The 21,075-nt window shown below is 51.2% G+C and carries 19 protein-coding genes; 6 read left to right on the top strand and 13 right to left on the bottom strand.

From position 1 onward, the window contains the following. Positions 1–35 precede the first annotated feature (35 nt). From HMPREF0980_RS09720 to HMPREF0980_RS09675, 10 genes are all read right to left on the bottom strand, one after another. On the bottom strand, positions 36–854 hold the full coding sequence (locus tag HMPREF0980_RS09720) for a response regulator (RefSeq protein WP_049728866.1): 819 nt from the start codon (positions 852–854) through the stop codon (positions 36–38). Positions 855–992: 138 nt separating this feature from the next. Beyond that, positions 993–2,762 carry a dihydroxyacetone kinase subunit DhaL gene (dhaL, locus tag HMPREF0980_RS09715; RefSeq protein ID WP_049728865.1) on the bottom strand — a complete coding sequence of 590 codons (1,770 nt, stop codon included), beginning with the start codon at positions 2,760–2,762 and terminating at the stop codon, positions 993–995. Between the two features lie 142 nt (positions 2,763–2,904). Continuing rightward, the gene (locus HMPREF0980_RS09710) at positions 2,905–3,486 is read right to left on the bottom strand and encodes a GDSL-type esterase/lipase family protein (RefSeq protein ID WP_049728864.1); all 582 of its coding nucleotides are present in this window, start codon (positions 3,484–3,486) and stop codon (positions 2,905–2,907) included. 14 nt (positions 3,487–3,500) lie between these two features. Continuing rightward, the gene (locus HMPREF0980_RS09705; protein ID WP_049728863.1) at positions 3,501–4,499 is read right to left on the bottom strand and encodes a lipoate--protein ligase; all 999 of its coding nucleotides are present in this window, start codon (positions 4,497–4,499) and stop codon (positions 3,501–3,503) included. Next, the gene (locus HMPREF0980_RS09700; RefSeq protein ID WP_049728862.1) at positions 4,489–6,039 is read right to left on the bottom strand and encodes an FGGY-family carbohydrate kinase; all 1,551 of its coding nucleotides are present in this window, start codon (positions 6,037–6,039) and stop codon (positions 4,489–4,491) included. Before HMPREF0980_RS09700 ends, HMPREF0980_RS09705 begins: the two co-directional genes overlap by 11 nt. Before the next feature lie 17 nt (positions 6,040–6,056). Further along, positions 6,057–7,445, bottom strand: a complete 1,389-nt coding sequence (gene lpdA / locus HMPREF0980_RS09695) for a dihydrolipoyl dehydrogenase (protein WP_084002721.1) — start codon at positions 7,443–7,445, stop codon at positions 6,057–6,059. A 16-nt stretch (positions 7,446–7,461) separates the two neighbouring features. Further along, positions 7,462–8,754, bottom strand: coding sequence for a dihydrolipoamide acetyltransferase family protein (locus HMPREF0980_RS09690; RefSeq protein WP_049728861.1), 1,293 nt, complete (start codon positions 8,752–8,754; stop codon positions 7,462–7,464). Between the two features lie 15 nt (positions 8,755–8,769). After that, positions 8,770–9,684 carry a class II fructose-bisphosphate aldolase gene (locus HMPREF0980_RS09685; RefSeq protein ID WP_049728860.1) on the bottom strand — a complete coding sequence of 305 codons (915 nt, stop codon included), beginning with the start codon at positions 9,682–9,684 and terminating at the stop codon, positions 8,770–8,772. A gap of 64 nt (positions 9,685–9,748) precedes the next feature. Then, on the bottom strand, positions 9,749–10,762 hold the full coding sequence (locus HMPREF0980_RS09680; protein WP_049728859.1) for an alpha-ketoacid dehydrogenase subunit beta: 1,014 nt from the start codon (positions 10,760–10,762) through the stop codon (positions 9,749–9,751). Further along, a complete protein-coding gene (locus HMPREF0980_RS09675) occupies positions 10,762–11,745 on the bottom strand; it encodes a thiamine pyrophosphate-dependent dehydrogenase E1 component subunit alpha (protein WP_049728858.1) in 984 nt (327 codons plus the stop codon). The genes HMPREF0980_RS09680 and HMPREF0980_RS09675 overlap by 1 nt, the downstream gene beginning before the upstream one ends. A 250-nt stretch (positions 11,746–11,995) precedes the next feature. On the opposite strand from HMPREF0980_RS09675, the gene HMPREF0980_RS09670 reads away from it, so the two are divergent. Beyond that, positions 11,996–12,790 carry a DeoR/GlpR family DNA-binding transcription regulator gene (locus HMPREF0980_RS09670; protein WP_049728857.1) on the top strand — a complete coding sequence of 265 codons (795 nt, stop codon included), beginning with the start codon at positions 11,996–11,998 and terminating at the stop codon, positions 12,788–12,790. 1 nt (position 12,791) lies between these two features. On the opposite strand, the gene HMPREF0980_RS09665 is transcribed toward HMPREF0980_RS09670, so the two are convergent. Both HMPREF0980_RS09665 and HMPREF0980_RS09660 read right to left on the bottom strand, forming a co-directional pair. After that, positions 12,792–14,093, bottom strand: a complete 1,302-nt coding sequence (locus tag HMPREF0980_RS09665; protein ID WP_049728856.1) for a sensor histidine kinase — start codon at positions 14,091–14,093, stop codon at positions 12,792–12,794. Beyond that, complete coding sequence (locus HMPREF0980_RS09660; protein WP_198146222.1) at positions 14,090–14,830, bottom strand: LytR/AlgR family response regulator transcription factor; 741 nt, start codon at positions 14,828–14,830, stop codon at positions 14,090–14,092. Before HMPREF0980_RS09660 ends, HMPREF0980_RS09665 begins: the two co-directional genes overlap by 4 nt. A 234-nt stretch (positions 14,831–15,064) precedes the next feature. On the opposite strand from HMPREF0980_RS09660, the gene HMPREF0980_RS09655 reads away from it, so the two are divergent. After that, the gene (locus HMPREF0980_RS09655; protein ID WP_147629812.1) at positions 15,065–16,774 is read left to right on the top strand and encodes an InlB B-repeat-containing protein; all 1,710 of its coding nucleotides are present in this window, start codon (positions 15,065–15,067) and stop codon (positions 16,772–16,774) included. 296 nt (positions 16,775–17,070) lie between these two features. Here HMPREF0980_RS09655 and HMPREF0980_RS09650 read toward each other — a convergent pair whose 3' ends face one another. Continuing rightward, a complete protein-coding gene (locus HMPREF0980_RS09650; protein ID WP_049728853.1) occupies positions 17,071–17,358 on the bottom strand; it encodes a helix-turn-helix transcriptional regulator in 288 nt (95 codons plus the stop codon). A gap of 154 nt (positions 17,359–17,512) precedes the next feature. Between HMPREF0980_RS09650 and HMPREF0980_RS09645 the strand changes: the two genes are divergently transcribed. The 4 genes from HMPREF0980_RS09645 to HMPREF0980_RS09630 all read left to right on the top strand — a co-directional run bounded on the left by HMPREF0980_RS09645 (position 17,513) and on the right by HMPREF0980_RS09630 (position 21,057). Beyond that, positions 17,513–18,127 carry a TetR/AcrR family transcriptional regulator gene (locus HMPREF0980_RS09645; RefSeq protein ID WP_049728852.1) on the top strand — a complete coding sequence of 205 codons (615 nt, stop codon included), beginning with the start codon at positions 17,513–17,515 and terminating at the stop codon, positions 18,125–18,127. 258 nt (positions 18,128–18,385) lie between these two features. Continuing rightward, the gene (locus HMPREF0980_RS09640; RefSeq protein WP_049728851.1) at positions 18,386–18,979 is read left to right on the top strand and encodes an MptD family putative ECF transporter S component; all 594 of its coding nucleotides are present in this window, start codon (positions 18,386–18,388) and stop codon (positions 18,977–18,979) included. After that, entirely contained in the window at positions 18,980–19,672 is a 693-nt protein-coding gene (locus HMPREF0980_RS09635; RefSeq protein WP_049728850.1) for an energy-coupling factor transporter transmembrane component T family protein, read from the top strand. After that, positions 19,624–21,057 (top strand): ABC transporter ATP-binding protein, encoded by a 1,434-nt coding sequence (locus HMPREF0980_RS09630; protein ID WP_242847374.1) that lies wholly within the window; start codon positions 19,624–19,626, stop codon positions 21,055–21,057. Before HMPREF0980_RS09635 ends, HMPREF0980_RS09630 begins: the two co-directional genes overlap by 49 nt. Positions 21,058–21,075: the final 18 nt, after the last annotated feature.

Here is a 21,075-nt window from a genome sequence, read left to right as displayed (position 1 = left end):
CCGTCCCCAATTCGTTTTCCCCCGTCCCAGATTCGTTATTTGACTGTAAACAGTTCTATCATATTGTTTATCCTGTTTTCTATCACCGTAGGATCGAATGGTTTATGTATGATTTCACAGATGCCCAAATCTCTGATCTGCTGCATCTTAACCGGTGAACTTTCAGCCGTAATAGCAATAACAGGCACATCGTGCAGAAGCATTTTATTTTGAGCCTTCCCCATCATTTCTATCCCATCCATCACAGGCATGATGATATCTAAAAGGACTGCCTCAATCTCACCTTTATGGGCGGCCAGATGTCCCAATGCTTCTTCTCCGTCCGCAGCCTCCAATATCCTGTATTTTTCATGCAGCATTTCTTTTAGTATGACACGGTTCATCTCCGCGTCATCGACGATGAGCACAAACCCAGGTTCCTTCTGCTTTGCAGGATGCGCCTGTCCGACGCGTTTCCTCTTCTGCCCTTCGGTCAGCTGGATAAGCTGTCCAACCCGGTGCGTAATGAGATACGGGTCAAACGGTTTGGCAATCACATCACAAACGCCATTTTCCAACCCCTTTAAAACATTCTCCTTATATGTCTCAGCCGTAACGAAAATAATAGGTATCTCTTTATATTCCTCTGTATTTTTAGCATGTTCCAGAAATGTAAAGCCGTCCATCACCGGCATGATGATATCCAGCATAATCAACGCTATGCTGGAATGCTCCTTTTCCAGTACCTCAAGTGCTTCAAGACCGTTTTCCGCTTCCAGTATATTATAATCTTGTCCTAATATAACCGAAAGAAGCTGCCGGTTCATCCCCATATCTTCTACTATTAAAATCGTCTTTTTCTCTCTCTTGTCCACGTCCTGTACCTCCATATCATCTTTTATTATAAACGATTTCAAAGTATTTACAAGCTTATTGGGGACGGAGGAAATTCAAATTTCCTCCGTCCCCAATTCGTTTTCCCCTGTCCCGGATTTATTTTAGGGTGTCCCTTTTTATCCTTCTACAAATTCGCGCATCCCCTGGAAGATGAGCCATACGGAGGTGGCTCCTGCATCCTGGTATCCGATGGCGCGTTCCATGAGCGATTTGGCACGTCCGAATTTGGCCGTATAGTTTTTCGTATCCTCCACGCCCTGTCTTGCAGCTTCCTCTGCTGCCCTCAGCATTTCGAGCAGGCCTTTTGCACTGTTGGCTTCCATGGCATCTACCGCAGGTGCCAGGGCGTCCACCATCGTCTTGTCCCCGACTTCTGCTTTGCCGCGCTCCTGGATGGCCTTCAGACTCTTCCGCTCCATTCTGGCCAGTTCTTCTGCCGTGATGGATGCTTTCGCCTCCGCGCCTTTTGCCCCTGCCAGGTACAGGCTTCCAAAGATGACGCCGGACGCGCCGCCCATGGACATGAGCATTGCCTTACCGGCCGCCTCGAATATGGCATAAGCGTTCTCTTCGCCTTCCATTTCAAGAAGCCTCGCCTTTGCTTTCTTCATGCCGCCGGCCATCCCGATGCCGTGGTCACCGTCACCGATAGCACTGTCTATTTCGGTCAGATAAGGCTTCTTCGCAATTACCTTGTCCGCTATGTAGATGAGCATCTCCCTGGCATCCTCAGCCGCCAGTTCCGTGAGCGTCCCTTCCTTTCTTCTTGGTACGCATGGTTCGGCCAAATCCTGCGCGCCAGAAGATTTCTCTTTTTTCCCATGCATTCTTATCTCCGCTCCGACGTCCGCATCCTCTTCCTCATCTGCATCATAAGCGCTGCCAGTCAGTTCCCCCTTTGCATAATATGGGCACCAGCACGGCATATCATAATAGCGCTTCAGTTCCTCATCCAATCTAAACAAGGTGATGGAGAATCCTCCCATCTCCTGGCTCGTACAATAATTATTCAAATCTGCATCATATACTGTGACGCCATCCCTGTCCAGAAGCTCCTTCACTTTGCGGAACACGATTGCAAGCTCTGTTATCGTCGTGGATCCAAGTCCGTTCACAAGTACGCACACCTCATCGCCTTCCGTCAGGCCAGTGTCCTCCTTAATCTGGTCATACATCTTCTCGGCCAGAACATCCGCCGGCTGCCAGTTCGTCCGGAGCACGCCGCGTTCCCCGTGAAGTCCCATCCCATATTCAATCTCATCCTCGCCAAGCTCAAATATCGGCTTATCCACACCCGGGAGCTGGGCCGGAGCAGTGGCTACGCCTATCGTATTCGTATTGTCCCTCGCCTTTTCCGCAACCCTCGTCACCCCTTCCAGATCAAGACCGGAGTCACATGCCGCTCCGGCAGTCTTAACGACATACACATCACCGGCAATCCCACGCCGGTCAGATATCCTGTCCCTCGGCGCGCTTGCCACATCGTCCCACACGCGCACATGCGCCGTCCTGATACCGTCGTCATTCAGAAATTCTTCGCCCATGTCAAAGTTCAGATTATCCCCTGCATAGCAGCCATATACGAAGAGCACTCCTCTGCCGTTATCCACAGACTTTGCAGTCTCATATACCGTGTTAGGATCCGGCGACGCAAATATATTGCCGCAGGCGGCTGCATCTGCAAGCCCCTTTCCGACAAACCCTGAGAACATAGGTTCATGGCCGCTGCCACCGCCGATGACAAGGGCAACCTTATCTTTTCTCCTCTGCTTTAAAATGACCCCGTTCACTTCCGGATGTTTCACGTAATGTCTGCTGTAGGCACTGATATAACCTTCCATCATCTCCTGTACCACATTGTCTGCATCATTGATTATCTTTCTCATCGCTCAACCTCAACTTTCGTCCATATTCTGTGCGCGTCCGCCTCCATATAACATAGAAACACCCGATGCACGGCGATAAAACCGGCACCTGGTTCATGCGTCTATTATATCATGTTTAATAAATAATTGGAATTATGCTTGATTATTTAGTAAGTTTAGTAATATGCTCCGCCCATAGCGCGGCCATCCGGCCGTGCCCTTCTTCCGAGGGATGGATACCGTCCAGATAAAATGCATCCAGCCCGTCGGAATCAGCAGGAACGCACTCCCAGAAGTCTACCACAGGCACGCCGAAGCTGCCGCCGAACTGCAGCAGCCACTTCCGGTATTCCTCAAGCCGCCTTTTGACAGCCTCACCGGAAGCGTATGTTTCCCACACCTTCGCAAGCCCAGGCTCATATACAGGAAGAGGGACGCCGACAATGGGCCGGATTCCATGATGCAGGCTGCGGAAAACCAAGGCCGCCATATTGCTTTTCGCCTCTGGCACGCTCCCGGAAAAGAAGATGTCATTGCTCCCTCCCATCACAAATGCCATATCCGCCCTGTTACCGGCCACATCTGTGTCGAACCTGGACAGCATGCCTCCTGCCGTATCCCCGCTTATTCCTTTGTTGATAATCTCGTACCCTGTCATTGCACGGGAAGCAAGGGCAGTCCAGACGGATGCCCTTTTCACGCCGTACCCATAGGTAAGACTGTCACCTAAGCAAACAATTCTCATGTACTTCCCCCGTATCATTCCGGAACGCAGCAGATGCAGGCCGCAACTTCATCTGCCCCTATGGTTCCAAAGTAATCCCTTATCCTGAATTGCCGGAGCAATTCCAGCACCTCTTCGTACCGGTATCTGCAGCCTGTCAGTCTATCCGCCACCTCCGAGGCCGGCCGCAGCGCCATAAAATCCCCGTACATGAGGCATTCCTCGATTCTGCCCTCCCGCACGTTCATGTACACTTCCACCGTGCCTCCTTCATACTTCTTGTAGTTATGAATCGCACAATTGATCGGCTGCCCGTAATTCCATTCCCACGTCTCATATTTATCCCGTTTCAATTTCTCTATCATGACGAGCTCGTCCTCCGGCAGGGCAAGCTCTTCATAACCGGCATCAAGCAGCTTGCAGGCAAGCCGCTCTTCCAGCACCTCTATCGTAACCTCGTCAGGCACATAATCACTAATATTGCCGACACGGCTTTTTACTGATTTGACCGCTTTGGAATTAAACTTCTCGCTTCTTACATTCAGGCTTTTCGAGACTGCAGACAGATCAGAGTCAAAAAGCAGGCATCCGTGGTGGAGCATCCGGTCCTTATAGATCCTCTGGGCGGTACCGGATACTTTCTTCCCGTCAATCATGATATCATTGCGGCCGCTGAACTCCGCCTCCGCTCCCAATTCCTTCAGCACTTCGATGACAGGCCCGGTAAAATATTTCAGTTCATCCCGGGCACCCTCTCCCCTGTCTGCAATGACAGAGTAGTTCAGATTCCCAAGGTCATGGTACACCGTCCCGCCTCCGGTCGTCCTGCGGACTACCCGGATACCGTGTTCCTTCACATACTGCTGGTTGATCTCCTCCATGGCATTCTGGTGTCTCCCGACCACGATCGTATTGTCATTCCGCCAGAACATGACGATGCTGCCTTCCATATGATGTGTCAGGAGATATTCTTCCAATGCAAGGTTATAATAGGGATTGGTACAATTATTTACAACAAGGTAATTATTTTTCATACTTTTTCGCCACCTGGTATAAATCAGTAAAATCATCTTTCAGATGCGCATACAGGTTCCTGTAAATCTCAAAATACTCCATATAGCGCACATGCGTCTCCTGATCCGGTTCCATATAATCAATATAGTTAACTTTTTCCTTGGCAATCGTAAAGTCTTCAAATACTCCTGCAGATACTCCCGCAAGAACAGCATCCCCATAAGGCGCCCCGACCCGGTTTTCTACAAATGCGGTCGGCACGTTGAATACGTCCGTGATGATCCTTCTCCACAGCTTGCTCTTTGCCCCGCCTTCATTCAGGATGATTGGCGCGTTTGCCTTGATTCCCTTCTCCAGCATAAGCCGGTAGTTATCATACAGTGCATATGCCACCCCTTCCATCATGGCACGTATCAGATGCCCCTTCGTGTGATGGAGCGACAGGCCGAATACCGTCCCTCTTGCATAAGCGTCCCAGAGCACCGTCCGCTCCCCCATAAGATAAGGCAGTACGATAAGCCCCTCGCTGCCGGCCGGCACTTTTTCTGCTTCTTTGTTCATAATATCATAGACGTCCATATCCGTCATCAGCCGTGCGGTGGCATGCTCCATCTGGCAGAAGTTATCTCTGATATACCTGAGCACCTGTCCCCCTGTCAGCACGACAGCGATGGAAATGAAGTCGTTGCAGGAGTTCGTCGTATAGGCATCGTTACATACAAGGTCGATGAATTCTTTGCTGTCATTCACTACACCCATGACGCCGCACGTGCCGAGATTGATCTGTACATCGCCCGGCGTGATGGCACCGCCGCCCACAAAGCCGGCATTGCAGTCTACCTGTCCGGCACAGACCGGTATGCCCGCGACGAGTCCGAGCGCCCCCGCGGCCTCCTCAGTCACCGTCCCGACGATATACTCGCACGGGTACAGATCCGGCATAAGCGCTATATCAATCCCGAGCTTATCCATCAGCTCCCTGTTGAACTCCTTCTTCCTGATATCATATGCGACACCCCAGAAGCCCCCGTGGGAATAGCTCATGGCGGCCTTTCCTGTCATACGGAGCCTTACAAAGCCGTCAATGGTCAATGTCTTCCAGATCTTCTTGTAATCCTCCGGGCGGTTGTTCTTCTCCCACATGATATTTACCATAGTCGGATAGTCTTCAATCCGATTGCCGTTGATTCGGAATATCTCATCCACCCCTACGTTTTCCCTGAGCCACTCGACTTCTTTCACCGCCCGCCTGTCCATAAGGTTATAAGCACGGTTGACCGGGTTGGCGTCCTTATCGACCATGACGAGGCATGGCTGCGCCGAAGATATGCCGATACCCTTTATCTCCTCCGGCGCGATTCCGGCCTTTTTTATGCAGTCTCTTATCGTCTCACACGCCAGCGTCCAGTAGTTTTCCGCATCATGCTCAGACCATGCCGGTTTGTCTACATAGATAGGGTATTCCTGAAAAGAATATGCAAGCACATCTGCATGTTCGTCGACAATACATGCCTTGCCGCCTCCGGTGCCATAGTCAAGGCCTATCATATATGTTCCCATGTAATTCTACCTCCTTATTATATCGCTTTGTGCACGCTCTTCCCAAAACAATCGAGTGCTGCTTCTCTGATCATCTCAGACAGCGACGGATGTGCCACGACCATCTTCTCCCACGCATCGAGCGTCATCTTGTCCCTGACCGCCGCAGAGGCAAATGCAATCATCTCCGGGGCATTTTCGCCGACGATATGTACGCCGAGCGTCGTCTTGTCCTCCCCGTCCATCACCACGCGCACAAGACCTTCCGCCCCTTCCGCCAGCGCCATTCCGTTTGCACTGTAGGCGAATTCTCCCGTAACCGCCGCGATTCCCATCTCTCCGGCCTTCTCAGCACTGATCCCCACCGCAGCAAAGGCAGGCATCGTATAGATGCATCTCGGCATGACACTCAGATCCACGGCTTCACTCCTGCCCGTGATGTTTCTGACTGCCGCCTCCCCTTCTGCATACGCGGCATGGGCAAGCTGGTATCCTCCCACGGCATCACCGATGGCATATATATGGGGCACGCTCGTCTCCATGTATGCATCCACCTGTATCTCTCCCTTCGGTGTAAGCAGAATACCGGCGGCTTCGGCGTCAATCCCGTTCAGATTCGGCTTCCTGCCGGTGGCCATGAGCACCACGTCCGCTTCGGCCACACCGGATCTCTTACCCTCATAATATACGCGCAGCCCGGTTTCCGCCTTCTCCACCTTCTGTACCTTCGTCCCACAGTACATGTGTATTCCACGCTTTCTAAGTGCGCGGGTCATATATGCCACGGCCATCCGGTCTTCTGCGGGGAACAGTTCCGGCAGAACCTCGATAACAGTCACTTCAGAGCCAAGGGAGCAATATGCGCTTGCCAGCTCCATGCCGATGACACCGCCGCCGATGACCGCCAGACGCCCCGGTACTTTTTCAAGCTCCAGAGCCTGCGTGCTCGTTATCGCATGTTCCGCGCCGTCAATCGGTATAGAAGATGGAACGGATCCAGTGGCAATTAAAATGTCTTTCCCTCTGTATATGTTCCCATCGCTCTCCACCTCGCCGGGACCTGCCAGCGTTGCAAAGGCATGCACCACCCTGACCTTGTTCGCTTCCAGCAGATACTCCACACCCGACACAAGCTTATGTACTACTTCTTCCCGGCCTTTCTGCATCTTCCTGAAGCTGAACAGTCCACATTCCCTGAATATCTTCCGGTCCACAAGGGACCGCACCTTTTCCATCGCCGCCGCCTTGTCAAGCAGGTACTTGGTCGGTATGCAGCCCACATTCAGACAGGTACCGCCTATATGGCCTCCTTCGAACAAAATCACGGACAGGCCTTCCTTCGCGGCGGCTATGGCGGCAGAATACCCGCCCGGCCCGCCTCCGATTACGATCAGGTCGTAATCCTCTCTCATCGCATTGATTTCCACTTTTTACGCCCCCTATCTACAGCAAAGCCATTGCCGGGTCTTCTATCACTGCCTTCAGTTGTGCCAGAAACCGGGCCCCGTATGCTCCATCCACCACACGGTGGTCAAAGCTCCCCGTAATCGTCATCATCGGAACAGCCGCCCACTGCCCCTCCTTAAGGACCGGTCTGTCGTACACGGTGCCCGCGGCCAGAATGCACACTTCCGGCGGGTTGATGATGGCATCGAACTGTGTCACCGGATACATGCCGAGGTTGGACAGCGTAATCGTTCCACCGGACATATCTTCAGGCGCCAGCTTCCCTTCCCGTGCCCGGCTGATGTTGGACTTGTTCTCCTGGGCTATCTGCGTGATCGTCTTCTCATTCACCGCTTCCACTACCGGGACGACGAGCCCTGCATCCAGTGAGACGGCCAGGCCGATGTTCACATTCGTATGCAGCACGATTGCATCATCCGTATAGGATGCATTTACATACGGATATTTCCTGACTGCCGCGTCGATGCACTTGAACAAGATGTCGTTGTATGATATTTTAAATCCTGTTTTATTGCCGTTGACCCTCGTCCGAAAGGCAATACAAGGTTCCATATCGACTTCCACGGATGCCCGGAACACGGGTATGTTCCGGGAACTCTCCAGCATCCTGCGGGCAATCGTCCTGCGCATCGATGTGAGAGGAACCTCCGTAACGGAAGCTTCTGCGTGCCCCGTCTCCTCAGTTACGGCTGTATCCATACACGGTGCCCCGTCCATAAACTTCTGCACATCTGCACGTTTCACATTATTTTTTCCGGAAAAGGACGCTACATCGCCAAGAGAGATACCATGTGCTCTCGCAAGCAGCTTTGCATTTGGCATCGCTTTGATAGGTTCCATGTCCGACTTCCTATGTACCGCCCGTGCGGGCTTCACACCCTGTGCACATGCAAAGCGGACCGGCTGCGACTTGTCTATCGGCTGATATTCTTCCTCTTCGTTCCCGTCCGGAACATATCCTGCAGTCATGGCCGCTTCCAGTCCGGAAGCACTCTGGCCCCCAAGCCTTTCTTCCACCTCCGGCTTGTCGCTCTCATCCCCGATAAGGGCAATCACCTCTCCGGCCGCCGCCTTATCCCCTTCTTCCGCCAGGATTGCAAGCACGGTGCCCTTTGCAAAGCTTTCTACCGAAAGGGTGGCTTTATCCGTCTCTACGGTAAGCAGCTCGTCTCCACGTCTGACCTTATCGCCTATTTTCACCAGCCAGGCACCTACGGTGGAAGTATCCGTCGTCTGCCCTCCGGCCGGCATCGTTATCTCTTTGATCATAATCTTCTCCCACCTTTAAAATGCTTTGTTCTCTCCATTCAGCGCCCGGATCGTCTCTTCCACATATGCAATGACCGCCTCCTGCTCCTTCACAATCATGTCTTTTCCGGCCCCTCTTCCGAGTATATCATTGGGATCCATCTTGTCCACGTCATGTCCTGACATATAGTCCTTCACCGCGTTGATGGCAGCACGTTTCATACCCGTGCCGAAATTCACCTTTGCAACACCCAAGGATGCAGCTTTGGACAGGTCTTCATGCGCGATGCTCGTTCCGCCATGGAGCACGAGCGGAATGTCAATTTCCCTTGCAAGCGTCCGAAGCGCATCATAGTTGATCGTAACTTTACCGTCTTCCTTCAGATGACAGTTTCCAACCGCTACGGCCACTGCATCTATGCCCGTGTCCCGGACAAACCGGCGGCACACCCCGGGATCTGTGTCCTCCCCTTCATGAAGCTCTCCCGTGGCAGAGTTGAAAAGCGGCAGCTCTCCCACTTCGCCCTCTACTGCCACGCCATTTGCATGTGCTTTTTTCACGATTCTCTTCTGAATCTCGGTCAGTTCCTGAAGCGGCAGCACGTCAGAGGCAAATACAGGTGCGAACATCACCATGTCGAATCCGATTTCCGCGGCCTTCATTACCATGCCCTCGTCATCGGATTCATTCAGAAGCAGCGCCACCGGAACCTTTGCCTCCTCCGCTATTTCGGACAGCATGGCATAGTATACGTCAAGGCTTTCCCTGTAACGTCTTGCGGCCTCCCCGATATACGTCCCGCATACGCCTATCATGACAGGTGAATTTACATTCTCCGCCGCTCTTACCATGGCAAGTGTAGACTGCAGGTCCCAGCTCTCGAAATATCCGACTGCATATTTATGTGCCAAGGCGTGCTTAAGCAATTCTTTTACTGCTATTCTGCTCATAATTTTGTTCTCCTTTTAAACTCTAGATTATGTTTGTTCATATGCTGCAAGTGTCCGGACACGCTCACGCTTGAACCAATTCCCGGGCTGCGTCTGCAATCCGCCTCGTATCCGGAATCACGAAGTTCTCCATAGGATAAGCAAACGGCACCGGCGTATCGTATGCTGCCACTATCCTTATGGGTGCATCCAGGTCAAAGATATTGTTTTCAGCAATATGAGCCGCAACCTGTGCCCCCCATCCGTTATTCTTGTGGTCCTCATGGACAATGAGAAGCCGGCCCGTCTTCTTAAGCGATGCCGCCACAGTCTCATAGTCGAACGGCACAAGTGTCCTTGGATCGATTACTTCACAGCTGATTCCTTCTTCCTCCAGCTTCCTGGCAGCCTCCTGTGCCCGGTAGCTCATAAGCAGGTTCGCGACAATCGTCACGTCGCTGCCCTCTCTTCGAACGGCCGCCTTGCCGAATTCTACCGTGTAGTCCTCTGCCGGTACTTCCCCGGACGTCTTGATGGCATCCTTTTCTTTTCTCGCCCCTCCGTACAGCAGCTTATGCTCAAAAACAAGCACAGGATTGTCATCCCGGATGGCCTGCTTCATCATGCCTTTGGCGTCGTAAGGCGTGGACGGACATATCACTTTCAGACCCGGCACATGTGTAAAGTAGCTCTCCAGGCTCTGTGCATGCTGCGCGCCTCTGTTTGTCGCCCCACAAGGCGCTCTCATAACCATCGGTACATGGACCGTTCCTCCAGACATATAGCACATCTTCGCGGCCTGGTTCACAAGCTGATCCATCATGCAGAACAGGAAATCTCCGTACTGGAGATCTGCCACCGGGCGCATGCCGGTTATTCCGGCTCCCACGCATACTCCTGATATGAGTATCTCGGCAATGGGCGTGTTGATGACCCGCTCCGGTCCAAATTCCTCCAGAAGTCCTTTCGTAACGGTGAACGCTCCGCCCATCCCTCCTTCTATATCTACGTCTTCTCCAAGGCAGAAGACGGTGCCGTCCCTTCTCATCTCTTCCCGGATCGCCTGTTTTAAGGCATCCGCTATGGACATCTCAGCCATTATGCATTTCCTCCTTCCCAGTATACATCCGAAAGCGCAGATTCCGGTTCCGGATCCTTGCTGTTCTTGGCATATTCTACTTCCGCCTCTATCTCAGCCTCTGTCTCTTCTTCCAGCCGGACCAGATCTTCCTCACTGACGATATGCTCCTCGAGCAGACGCTTCCTGAAAGAATGTACCGGGTCTCTGGAAAACCATTCTTTCTCTTCCTCCTCCGGGCGATAGCCGCATGCATCGTTTCTCGAGTGCCCGCCGATGCGGTACGTCTTCAGCTCCAGAATCGTCGGCCCTTCTCCTTTTCTCGCCCTCTCTATCGCCCTTGACGCCGCTTCGTTCACCGCCAGCACGTCATTGCCGTCCACGACCTCAGACGGTATTCCATAAGCCGTCCCCCTGTCTGCAGCCACATTCTCAAGGAGGCACGTCATCTTGATAGACGTGGTCGCAGAATAAAGATTGTTCTCGCACACATAGACTACCGGCAGCTTCCATACTGCCGCCGCATTGAGCGCTTCATGGAAAGCACCCTCATTGCTTGCCCCGTCTCCGAAGAAGCAGACCGCCACATTATCTGTCTTCATCATCTTGCACCGAAGCGCGATTCCCGCCGCTATCGGCAGGTTCCCTCCTACGATGGCATTGGCCGTGACAGCCCCGACAGATATGTCTCCCGTGTGCATGGCGCCGCCTTTTCCTTTGCAGCACCCTTCTGCTTTGCCGAACATCTCACACATCATGGAACGCAAGCTCACTCCTTTGGCAAGATCATGTCCTGCCGGCCTGTGGGTCGTCAATATGTAATCTTCTTTCCTCAGGTCGTATATCATCCCCACCGCGCAGGCTTCCTGTCCGTGGGACTGATGAATCGTTCCCGGCATGATTCCTTCCAGGAACAGATAATATATCGTTTCCTCGTACTGGCGTATCAGGTACATATCCCTATACATACCGACCGCCCGTTCTCTCTCAGGCATTTTCTGCATAACGCACTCTCCTTGTCATTGTTAAAATCAAATGGAAATATAGAAATGTATTTAACATGTTAAATTCTACGTTCATTATATTTTTAAAAAGTGACATAAGCAACATTTCAGCCGCCTTATGATGTTTGAATCAAAACATTATTGCCTTATTATTGTTCGTTTATAAACATAATGCAGTTCTGCATCAGTTGTAAAACAGAAAAATATGTTATAGAATAAACATAAATATGATGCCGAAAGGAGCCCCAAAATGAAAAAGGAACGCCATGCCCGTATTATAGAATTGTTGGAAAATCAGATGGTATGTACTCCAAAAGAGCTGTCGGAAGAACTCGCCTGCAGCGAGATGACGATTCGCAGAGACCTGAATGAGTTGGAGGAGATGAGCCTCCTACAAAGAAAACACGGGTGTGCATTCCTTGTAAAGGCGGCCAAACCGAATTATTTTATCGAACAGATAGATGAACAGCAGTATGAAAAAGAAGCTATCGCAAAAGCCGCCCTGCAGTTTGTACATCCGTACAGCGTCATCTGCATCGACTCCGGGACTACGGCCCACACCGTATCCCGTTTTCTGCCGGACAGCATTCCCCTGTCCGTCATCACCTCTAATCTGATGACCGCGGTAGCACTGTCAGAAAAGGAAAATATACAGACTTATGTCGTCGGAGGAATGCTGTACCACAGGACGAAATCCATCATGACAGAATCACCGGAACTTCTGGCTCAGCATCCTGCAGACGTGGCGTTCATATCTGCCCGGGCTTTCCGTATTCCGGGCGGAGCGTTCGAGCATACCTACCCTCTTGTGGCAACCAAAAAGGCCCTCGTGTCCATCGCGCGGAAAACCGTGCTCCTCATCGACCACACGAAGGCAGAGCACGTATCGCTGTGCAATTCCATCCCGCTGAACCAGATTGATGCAATCATTACAGACAACAAGACGTCCACCGAACTGATCAAAAAAGCGGTCGGACTCAAGAAAGAAGTAATCATCGTCAATCCCGAGACCGCCGCCATAGAGCATCACTATAATAAAATGTAAGTCAGTCATAATTGACAAGCACGCGCATATAGAACATATCTCCTTCCGTCTTATAGCTGAGGAAGGCGTTGTATTTGCGGGCAAATGCCAGGATGCTCTGAGTTCCCGTGCCATGGCCGTCGTCTTCCGCCCTGGGCAGGCTGTTTTCGTCAAAGTCGACCGTCCCGTCATAAGTATTCACCACTTCCACTATCATCTGAGGACGGCTTACACAACGTACCTTAATCTGCTTCCGGGCATCTTCAGGCCTCTTGGCGCACGCGTGGACAGCATTTTCAACAGCATTGGCGAGTACGATGGCGAGTTCGGCAGAATCTACAGGGAGAACTTCCGGGATATCGCAGTCTACCGACACTTGAATGCCCGCTTCTTCTGCCCGCTTAAGATACAGGGCCAGGGTAGCGTTCACAATCGGGTTCTTACAGTAAGCTGACAAGTGCAGGGGCCGGTCCAGCTCATCAAACCGTCCTTTTAAGACTTCAAGAGCCTCCTTCGTCTTCCCCTCCCTAAGCTGCACTATAATATTCGACAGGTAATGCCTCATGTCATGGCGGTATACGGCAAGTTCCCGTTCATTCGTCCTGACCGCCTCAATCTGCTTCATCAGCGCCAGAGACTGCGACTCCAGAAGCTCGGCATTGCGTTGGAGGGTCAGGAGCTCGTATGTACTACGATACACCTGGTAAATGATATAGTATACGAAGCATAAGATGACATAGAGAAATGTGACCGCCGGCAGATTATCTGTCCGCACATGGGGATACAGGCCGAGAAACATAACAAGAGCAAAAAAGCAGAACGGAATCACCGCAAATACTCTCCAGCTCCCCTTTTTCATATTTGCCGCCAGAAACTGGTACGGCGACCGCAGATAGCGCGCGAACAAGAATAAGATCAGCAGGGACAGAAGCCCCCTCACGACCGCGTCCTGCCAGACGGCCCCGTTTCCTTCCTTCAGCTCTCCCCCTGTGATGAAGTGAGATAATATGGATACAAAATAAACTGCATTCACCGCAGTAAAAAAGTTGAACAGATGCTGGGAGAGCCAGTCTTTAGACGCGGCAAGCAGATACAGTATGCAAGGCACAAACAGGATGACCGCATACAGCTGCTTCATCCGTTCATGCCCCGCCAAGAGGAACAATACGACATTGACAGACCCGGCGGCAAGAAAAACCGCCGTCATAGCGGCACGTGCCTTGCGCCGGCTGCGAAATCGCGACATCTCAAAAACGAGTGCAATCGGAAAGGCACTGGTAATCAGCATGCGCAGTATATTTTCATAAATTACGATCCGGCTCATATGCCCTGCCTCCGTTCCAGTATGTAATCTATATACTTCCTTTTCGCTTCCGCATATTTCCTCGTAATCGTCAACACTTCACCATCGCTCAGCGTAAACGTGTTTCTTCCCACCTTCTGTACGTGCTGCATATTGATGATATGGGACGCCGATATCTGTACAAACCGGATATCGGCCATCAGCGGTGCCGTAATGTAAGAAAACGGCTGCCGGTAAAGGACGCTCTCAACCGTCGTCCGGTCCACCAGATGGCAGTACAGGCGGTGCCCGTAATACTCCACGCACGTAAGTCTCGGATGGGGAATGGCTTCTATTCCTTCCGGCACGTGCACGATAAAACGGCACTGATTGTCTGCTTCCAGCTTCTGGCACACCTCATCAATCAGCGCACACAGCCCGCCTTCGCGGCATGGTTTGAGAATGTAGTCCATTGCCCTGACCCGGTAGGATTCCAGCGCATAATCTGGCGACGATGTCAGATAGATGATAACAGCCAGGCGGTCCTCCTTCCGTATAGCCGTGCCAAGCTCAATTCCATCCATCCCGGGCATCAGAATATCCAGAATGCAGATGTTAAACTTCCCGCCCTTTTCCATCTCTTCCAGAAGTTCCACACCGGTATGAAAGGGGTGCAAAGCAATATCCATATCCGGATGCCTCTCCATATATCTACTTATACGGGCACATATCTGCTCAAGTTCTTTATTGTCATCTTCACATACAGCAATCGATACCATAATCTTCCACCCCTGAAAACTTGTCTTAAACTTATTATAAATGAAAACAGCTTTGTTTCCCAGATGATAATGGCTGCCAATTAAGTGAAAAAGAATGTCCATAAGGCTATTGCCGGCAAATGCTGCCTTCATTCATCTATAATATCATCTATGCTGATGCAAATGCGCGCTATGCCTTTGAGATGGCATCATCGGTAAGCGCGGACGTTATAGAAAGGGTAAGGTAGAAACAAAATGAGACAAAAAGTTCTAATGAGAAAAGCAGTTGTGATTATAGGAGCCACAGCCTGCATGCTGGCTGCAATCCTCTACACATGTATCCCGGTACATGCGGAAGGCACTATAACCGTGACAAGTGCCGCCGAGCTGAAAAATGCAATCCAGAATGCCTCCTCACCTCTAACCGTCAATCTGGGCGGAAACATATTTACGTCTACGATCTCTATCGGTTCCGGCAAGGACATCACCATCCAAATGAATGGCTATCAGCTCCGCACCACCTCTATGTATGCGCTGGAATGCTTGGGAAAACTGACCGTCAACGGAGGCACCGTCATAAATGAGGCGGGGCAGCCCGCCGGCTGTATCCAGGTAAGTGCCGGAGGCACCTGCGCCCTTAACGGGACGAAGCTGGACGGAGGTTCTATGGTCCTGGACAATCATGGAACTACTACCGTCACCGACAGTACCATTACGGCAAGCTTATATTTCGGCATCTCCAACCAGACTTCCGGAATCCTGTATCTGAACGGAAACAGCCTTATCTCCGGTGAACGAATGGCAGGTATCGCTAACTACGGCACCATTTACTTTCATTCCGGCATCGTCAAAAGTACCGGGAGCGCCATTGACCCGGACGCGGGGAGTTCGCTGATTCTTCCGAACGGCAAGATAGATAAGGCCGGCACGGAAGGCAGATATAATACGTGTACGGTCGCAGACAGGACAATATCAGGAAAAGTAAACGGAAGCGCGGATATCGATGCCGAAAGCATACAAGATCTTATCCGGCGGTCGAAAGTGAATGCCGCGGACGTCACTCATCTGGAGATTACCGAAGGACGCGTAACCGGAGAAGACTGGAGATTCCTTTCCTCCGACAAAGATAATACCGGAGCAGGCAATCCTCTGTCCCATCTGGAACATCTGCTGATTGGCCAGAGCGTGTCCCACGCCGCCGGCATACCGGCTGACTGTTTCTGGGGCGACAGCACGCTGAAAGAAGTGGTAGTATATGGGGTAAATGAAATTGGCGGCAATGCGTTCAGGAACTGCACTGCACTGGAAACCGCCATGTTTCCGGATTTACAGAAAATGGGGCAGGATATGCTCGAGGGCTGCACGTCTATGCAGGTATTCGGAGTCCCGTCCACGCCCCCCGTCTGTACAAACGGATGGATATACACCTCTCAGCCCCCACGTGGCTTGCAGCTTCAGATTGTGGACGCCGCCGGCACGCCTCTTGCCGGACAAGAGCTAAACGAAGCCCGCATCCGTTACGCACTGGCCTTTGAAGACGGTTCGGACCGAGAGGATGGCTATTGGTTCGGTATCGATATCGGAGAGATCACCCATACCATCTTTGCATCCGGCAGTGAGGGCGGCACAGTTAAAGGCGCCGGCAAAGTCCTCCGGGGCACCGACGCGAGGATACAGGTCATCCCAGACGAAGGATGGAAGGTCGCCTCCGCAGAAGCTGACGGTATATCTGTGTCTGTAGAAAACAACGCATATATGTTCCGTGATGTAAAAGAAGACCATTCCCTGACCGTCACATTTGAAAAGACGGGAGATGCCGGCGCACCCGGGACGGAAGACGGCGTCAGCGGGAAGCCTGCATTCGGCGCCGGAAAGGCAGCCCAGACGGGGGACGAAGGACGCCCGCTTCTCTGGAGCTTCCTGCTTCTTGCCGCGTCGGCCGTGTTAAAAAGGTTCCTTCCGTAATAGCAGAGAAGCATAAAGAAGTATTGCGAAAATACTAACCTATGCCAAGTGAACGGGAAATAAGAAACCTCTATGTGAATGGACGAACCATTTGCATAGAGGTTTTCTTTTGCTTCTTAAAATTTTTCAGCGTCCGTAGGACGCGCAGCCGTCACCGAAGGGGGCGATCTTGGGGGCTTGGGGGGTATCCCTCAACAAGCGTTTTGGCGGGGTTGTTCCCCGCCAAAATCGCAAATATGTACATATTTGCATTGCTTGCCAATCTGTGAAAACAGCCTATGAATATAACTGAATTTCTAATTGTTTTGAAGCAATACTCGGACTGCTTGCGGCGTTTCTCCAAATCTCTGCTGAAAGACATGGTAGAAATTTGATACTCCATGATAGCCAACTGCTTTTGCGATGTCGCCAGTGGACATATCGCTTTTTTCAAGAAGTTCCAGAGCGAGTTCCATCCGCAATGCCCGAATGTATTCCCCAATGCTTTTGCCTTCTGTAAGCTGAAATGCTTTTTGGAGCTTGTTTTTGTTAAGCGCAGCCATAATATGAAATGCCACAGGATCAACGTGAACTTCTCGCGGCATTTATTTTCGTCAAATCCTCTATATTTAAAGCGCTAATTTCAAAGTTGTTTTCGATCCAGCGCTATACGCTCGCTCAAAACTTGTTGACAAACCACACTGCTTATGTTAATATACCAATGGTATATACCGATGGTATATGAAGGGAGAACAAAACGTGGAGCTGACTGATACGCAAAAGCGCATTCTTGAGGTTGGAAAGCGGGAGTTTTTGGAGAAAGGCTTTAAAGATGCTTCCCTGCGGGCCATTGTCAAAGAAGCCGGTTTTACCAAAGGGGCCTTTTACGGCTATTACAACAGTAAGGAAGCATTGTTTGACGCTTTGGTAGCTCCGGCGGCCGACGAACTGATCGCTCAGTTTAAACAGGCGCAGCAAGCACATTATGAATTGGTTACAGAGGATAAAGCGGAACAGAGCCAAGATTTATCTACCAGCTACCTGAATTACTTTATCAATTACATCTATGATCATTTCGATTCGTTCAAACTGGTGATTTGCTGCTCCGAGGGAACCCGGTATGCCAACTATATTCATGAGCTTGTGGAGCTTGAAGTCGATCAGACGGAGAATTACTATCAGCAGCTCCGGCGGCTCGGAAAATTGAAGGGTACGGTCAACCGTGACCTTCACCATATGATCACAAGCGCCTATTTTACCGCTGTTTTTGAAACAGTCGCCCATGATATGAGCCGGGAACGGGCGATTGGCTATGTCAATGAACTGGCAGTCTTTTTCAACTGTGGCTGGAGCGGCCTTTTAAGGTTCAAATGAACCTTAAATTTTTGCGTAATGGTTAGCGTAGGCTAACTCAAAGGAAGGAGGATATTCATTTGGATGATGCAACCGCCTTTCCGTTGTCCAGAATGCGGGCCATCCCCTTGTGTTGAAATGGGGACGGACCGTACAGCGGGGAATACATCAGGAACTCATGATACAGGACAGCCTGTACGGCGGTTTATAGGGGCTGCGTGAAAAGGCATTAAGCTGGAAGCTGCAAGAATCATAAGAGAAAATAAAGGAGAATCAAAAATGGAAAACGCAAAAAAATGGTCTGTAAAAGACGTTATCACACTGGTACTGATGACCGTGCTGCTCATTGTCATTCAGCTGGGGCTCAACATGGTCTGCATGGTAAATGATTTTGTCAGCATGGTGCTTTCCGTAGGCATTAGCATGCTTGTCTGCGGGCCTGTCTATTTTTTGATGGTAAACCGCATCCGCAAACGGTTTGTTTCACTGGTATACATGACGCTGCTGGGCCTTGTCTTTCTGATGATGGGCAACTGGTTTTTGCTCCCGTGGTTTATCGTGGTAGGAATCCCCGCAGAAATCATCCTTTGGAAAGGAATTACGCCAAACCGATTGACTGTCTCCTGGACGCTTTCCAGCCTGTTATACAACGGGGTAAATCTGCTTCCCATCTGGTTTTTCTGGGATACCTATTACAGTTTTGCGGTTGCCAGCGGTATGGAGCAGAGTTATATCGACGCTTACGTTCAGTATTATACAGCGCCGGGCTGGGTGATTTTTATCCTGATTTTTACCGTGCTCTGCGGATTCTTGGGCAGCTTGATCGGACGGAAGCTGATTCAAAAGCATTTCAAAAAAGCGGGTGTTCTGTAAATGCGGGAAACAGCCTTATCCGTTCCGGTAAAAGTGTGGGCGACGGCCTGCGCGATCCTTGGAGTGTCGCTTACCGCAAACACTTTGCTCACCTGTTTTCTTGCGCTGCTTGCTTTCTGCCAGTTGGTTTTTGAAAAGCGGTGGCGGCTTTGCTTGACCTTCGGCGTTTTTTATCTGGCGCTGGTGCTGCTGTTGTACCTGATTCGTTTTCACAGCCTGCGTATGGTGGTTTTTTCGGAGTTCTATGTGTTGATGTTTTACAACCTTATGCCGGTATTCCTGGTGGCGTGGGATCTCATTACCACGCCTCCGGGACAGCTCTCGGCCGCCCTGTCGAAAATTCATACCCCCACTCCCGTTATCTTAGGGCTGCTGGTGGTATTTCGGTTTTTCCCAACCATGAAGGCGGAACTGAAGGGGATTCGGCAGTCCATGAAAAACCGAAGGCTGACCGGACCAGTGCAGGTGCTCCGCCACCCTGCCGTTACCTGCGAATATGTGTTGGTGCCCATGCTGCTGCGCTGCCTGCAGATTGCGGATCAGCTTTCCGTATCGGCAATAGCGCGTGGCGCCCAGTCGCCGGGAGTGCGGGGAAGCTACTATGCCAGAAAGCTTCAACTGGCTGATTTCCTCTGGATGGGAATATGGGCGATTGGAACCATCCTGTTTTTCATAATAGGAGGAATAAAGTGATCCGGTTTGAACGTGTGAATTTTCAATATGCCGACTCCGAGGCAGGCGTGACCGATATTTGTCTGCATGTCCGGAAAGGAGAATGCGTGGTATTGACCGGCCCTTCGGGAAATGGGAAAACCACCTTGATTCGCCTGGTAAACGGTCTTGCTCCCGCTTTTTATACAGGCCGGTTTTCTGGCTGTATTCAGATTGATGGAAAGGACAGAAGCGGTGAACCTCTTTGGAAACGGGGGAAAACGGTGGGCAGTGTGTTCCAGGATCCGGGAAGTCAGTTTTTCTCCTCTGAAATGCCGGGAGAAGTTGCTTTCAGCTGTGAAAATTACGGCTTCCCGCATGAAAAAATTGTTCTGCGAACAGACGTGGCTATCCGGCGGTTTCGTTTGGAACAATTGCGTGACCGCTCCCTTGATGTGCTTTCCAGCGGAGAAAAGCAGCGTACAGCCGTGGCCTCTGTCTACGCCATGAACCCTCCCGTTTATGTTTGTGACGAGCCTACCGCCAATCTGGACGGCCAGGGTGTTAAAGAACTGCGGGAAGTTCTCCAAGGGCTAAAGCGGGAAGGCTGCACGCTTCTGATTGCGGAACATCGGATTTCCTGGCTGATGGATGTAGCGGATCGCTTCGTGTATATCCGGGATGGAGCCATCCAGTGGGAGCGCACGCCTAAACAAATGCGACTGCTCCCTTCTGAAGTCATGAAACAGTTGGAACTACGCGCTGTACAGCATTGTATGCCTTCAAGGCTCTCCATACCTGCCGTCACAGGCTCGCCTCTTCTTTCCCTGAAGAGCCTTTCCTGTAAGCGAGGGAAGCATACAATTTGGGAGAATTTAAACCTTGCAGCCTGGGCGGGGCAGATCATTGCCATCACCGGACACAACGGGGCGGGAAAAACAACACTGGCAAAAATCGTTGCCGGCTTGGAACGTCCGTCCAAGGGCAGTATTTCCCTTCACGGTCGGAAAGCCGGTTCGTCACGGCGGCGGAAAAGCTGCTGGTACAGTTCCAACGACACTGGCACACAATTCTTTACAAACAGCGTAACAGAAGAACTGTTCTTAGGGATTTTCAGGACAGAGGAACAATTGGAAAGGGCCAGAAATTTGCTGAAGAAATTAGATCTTTACGCTTACAAAGACGCGCATCCGGCTATTCTGTCCTGCGGACAGAAGCAGCGCCTTTCCATTGCCTGCGGCCTTTTATCCGACAGGAAAATTTTATTGTTCGATGAACCTACGTCGGGGCTGGACGGCGGGAACATGCGGAAAATTGCCTCTGCATTGGAAGATGCCGCGGCCGAGGGAAAAGCCGTATTAGTGATCACCCATGATGAGGAACTGATTCAAGCCTGTTGTAGTTTTCAGTGGGATTTGAGTAAATAAGAACTAAAAGAGAGGAGC

It is taken from the genome of Dorea sp. D27, from assembly GCF_001185345.1.
Taxonomy (GTDB): Bacteria; Bacillota; Clostridia; order Lachnospirales; family Lachnospiraceae; genus Extibacter.
The sequence above is the reverse complement of the archived record's forward strand: the minus strand, read 5'-3'. Positions and strand labels throughout refer to the sequence as shown.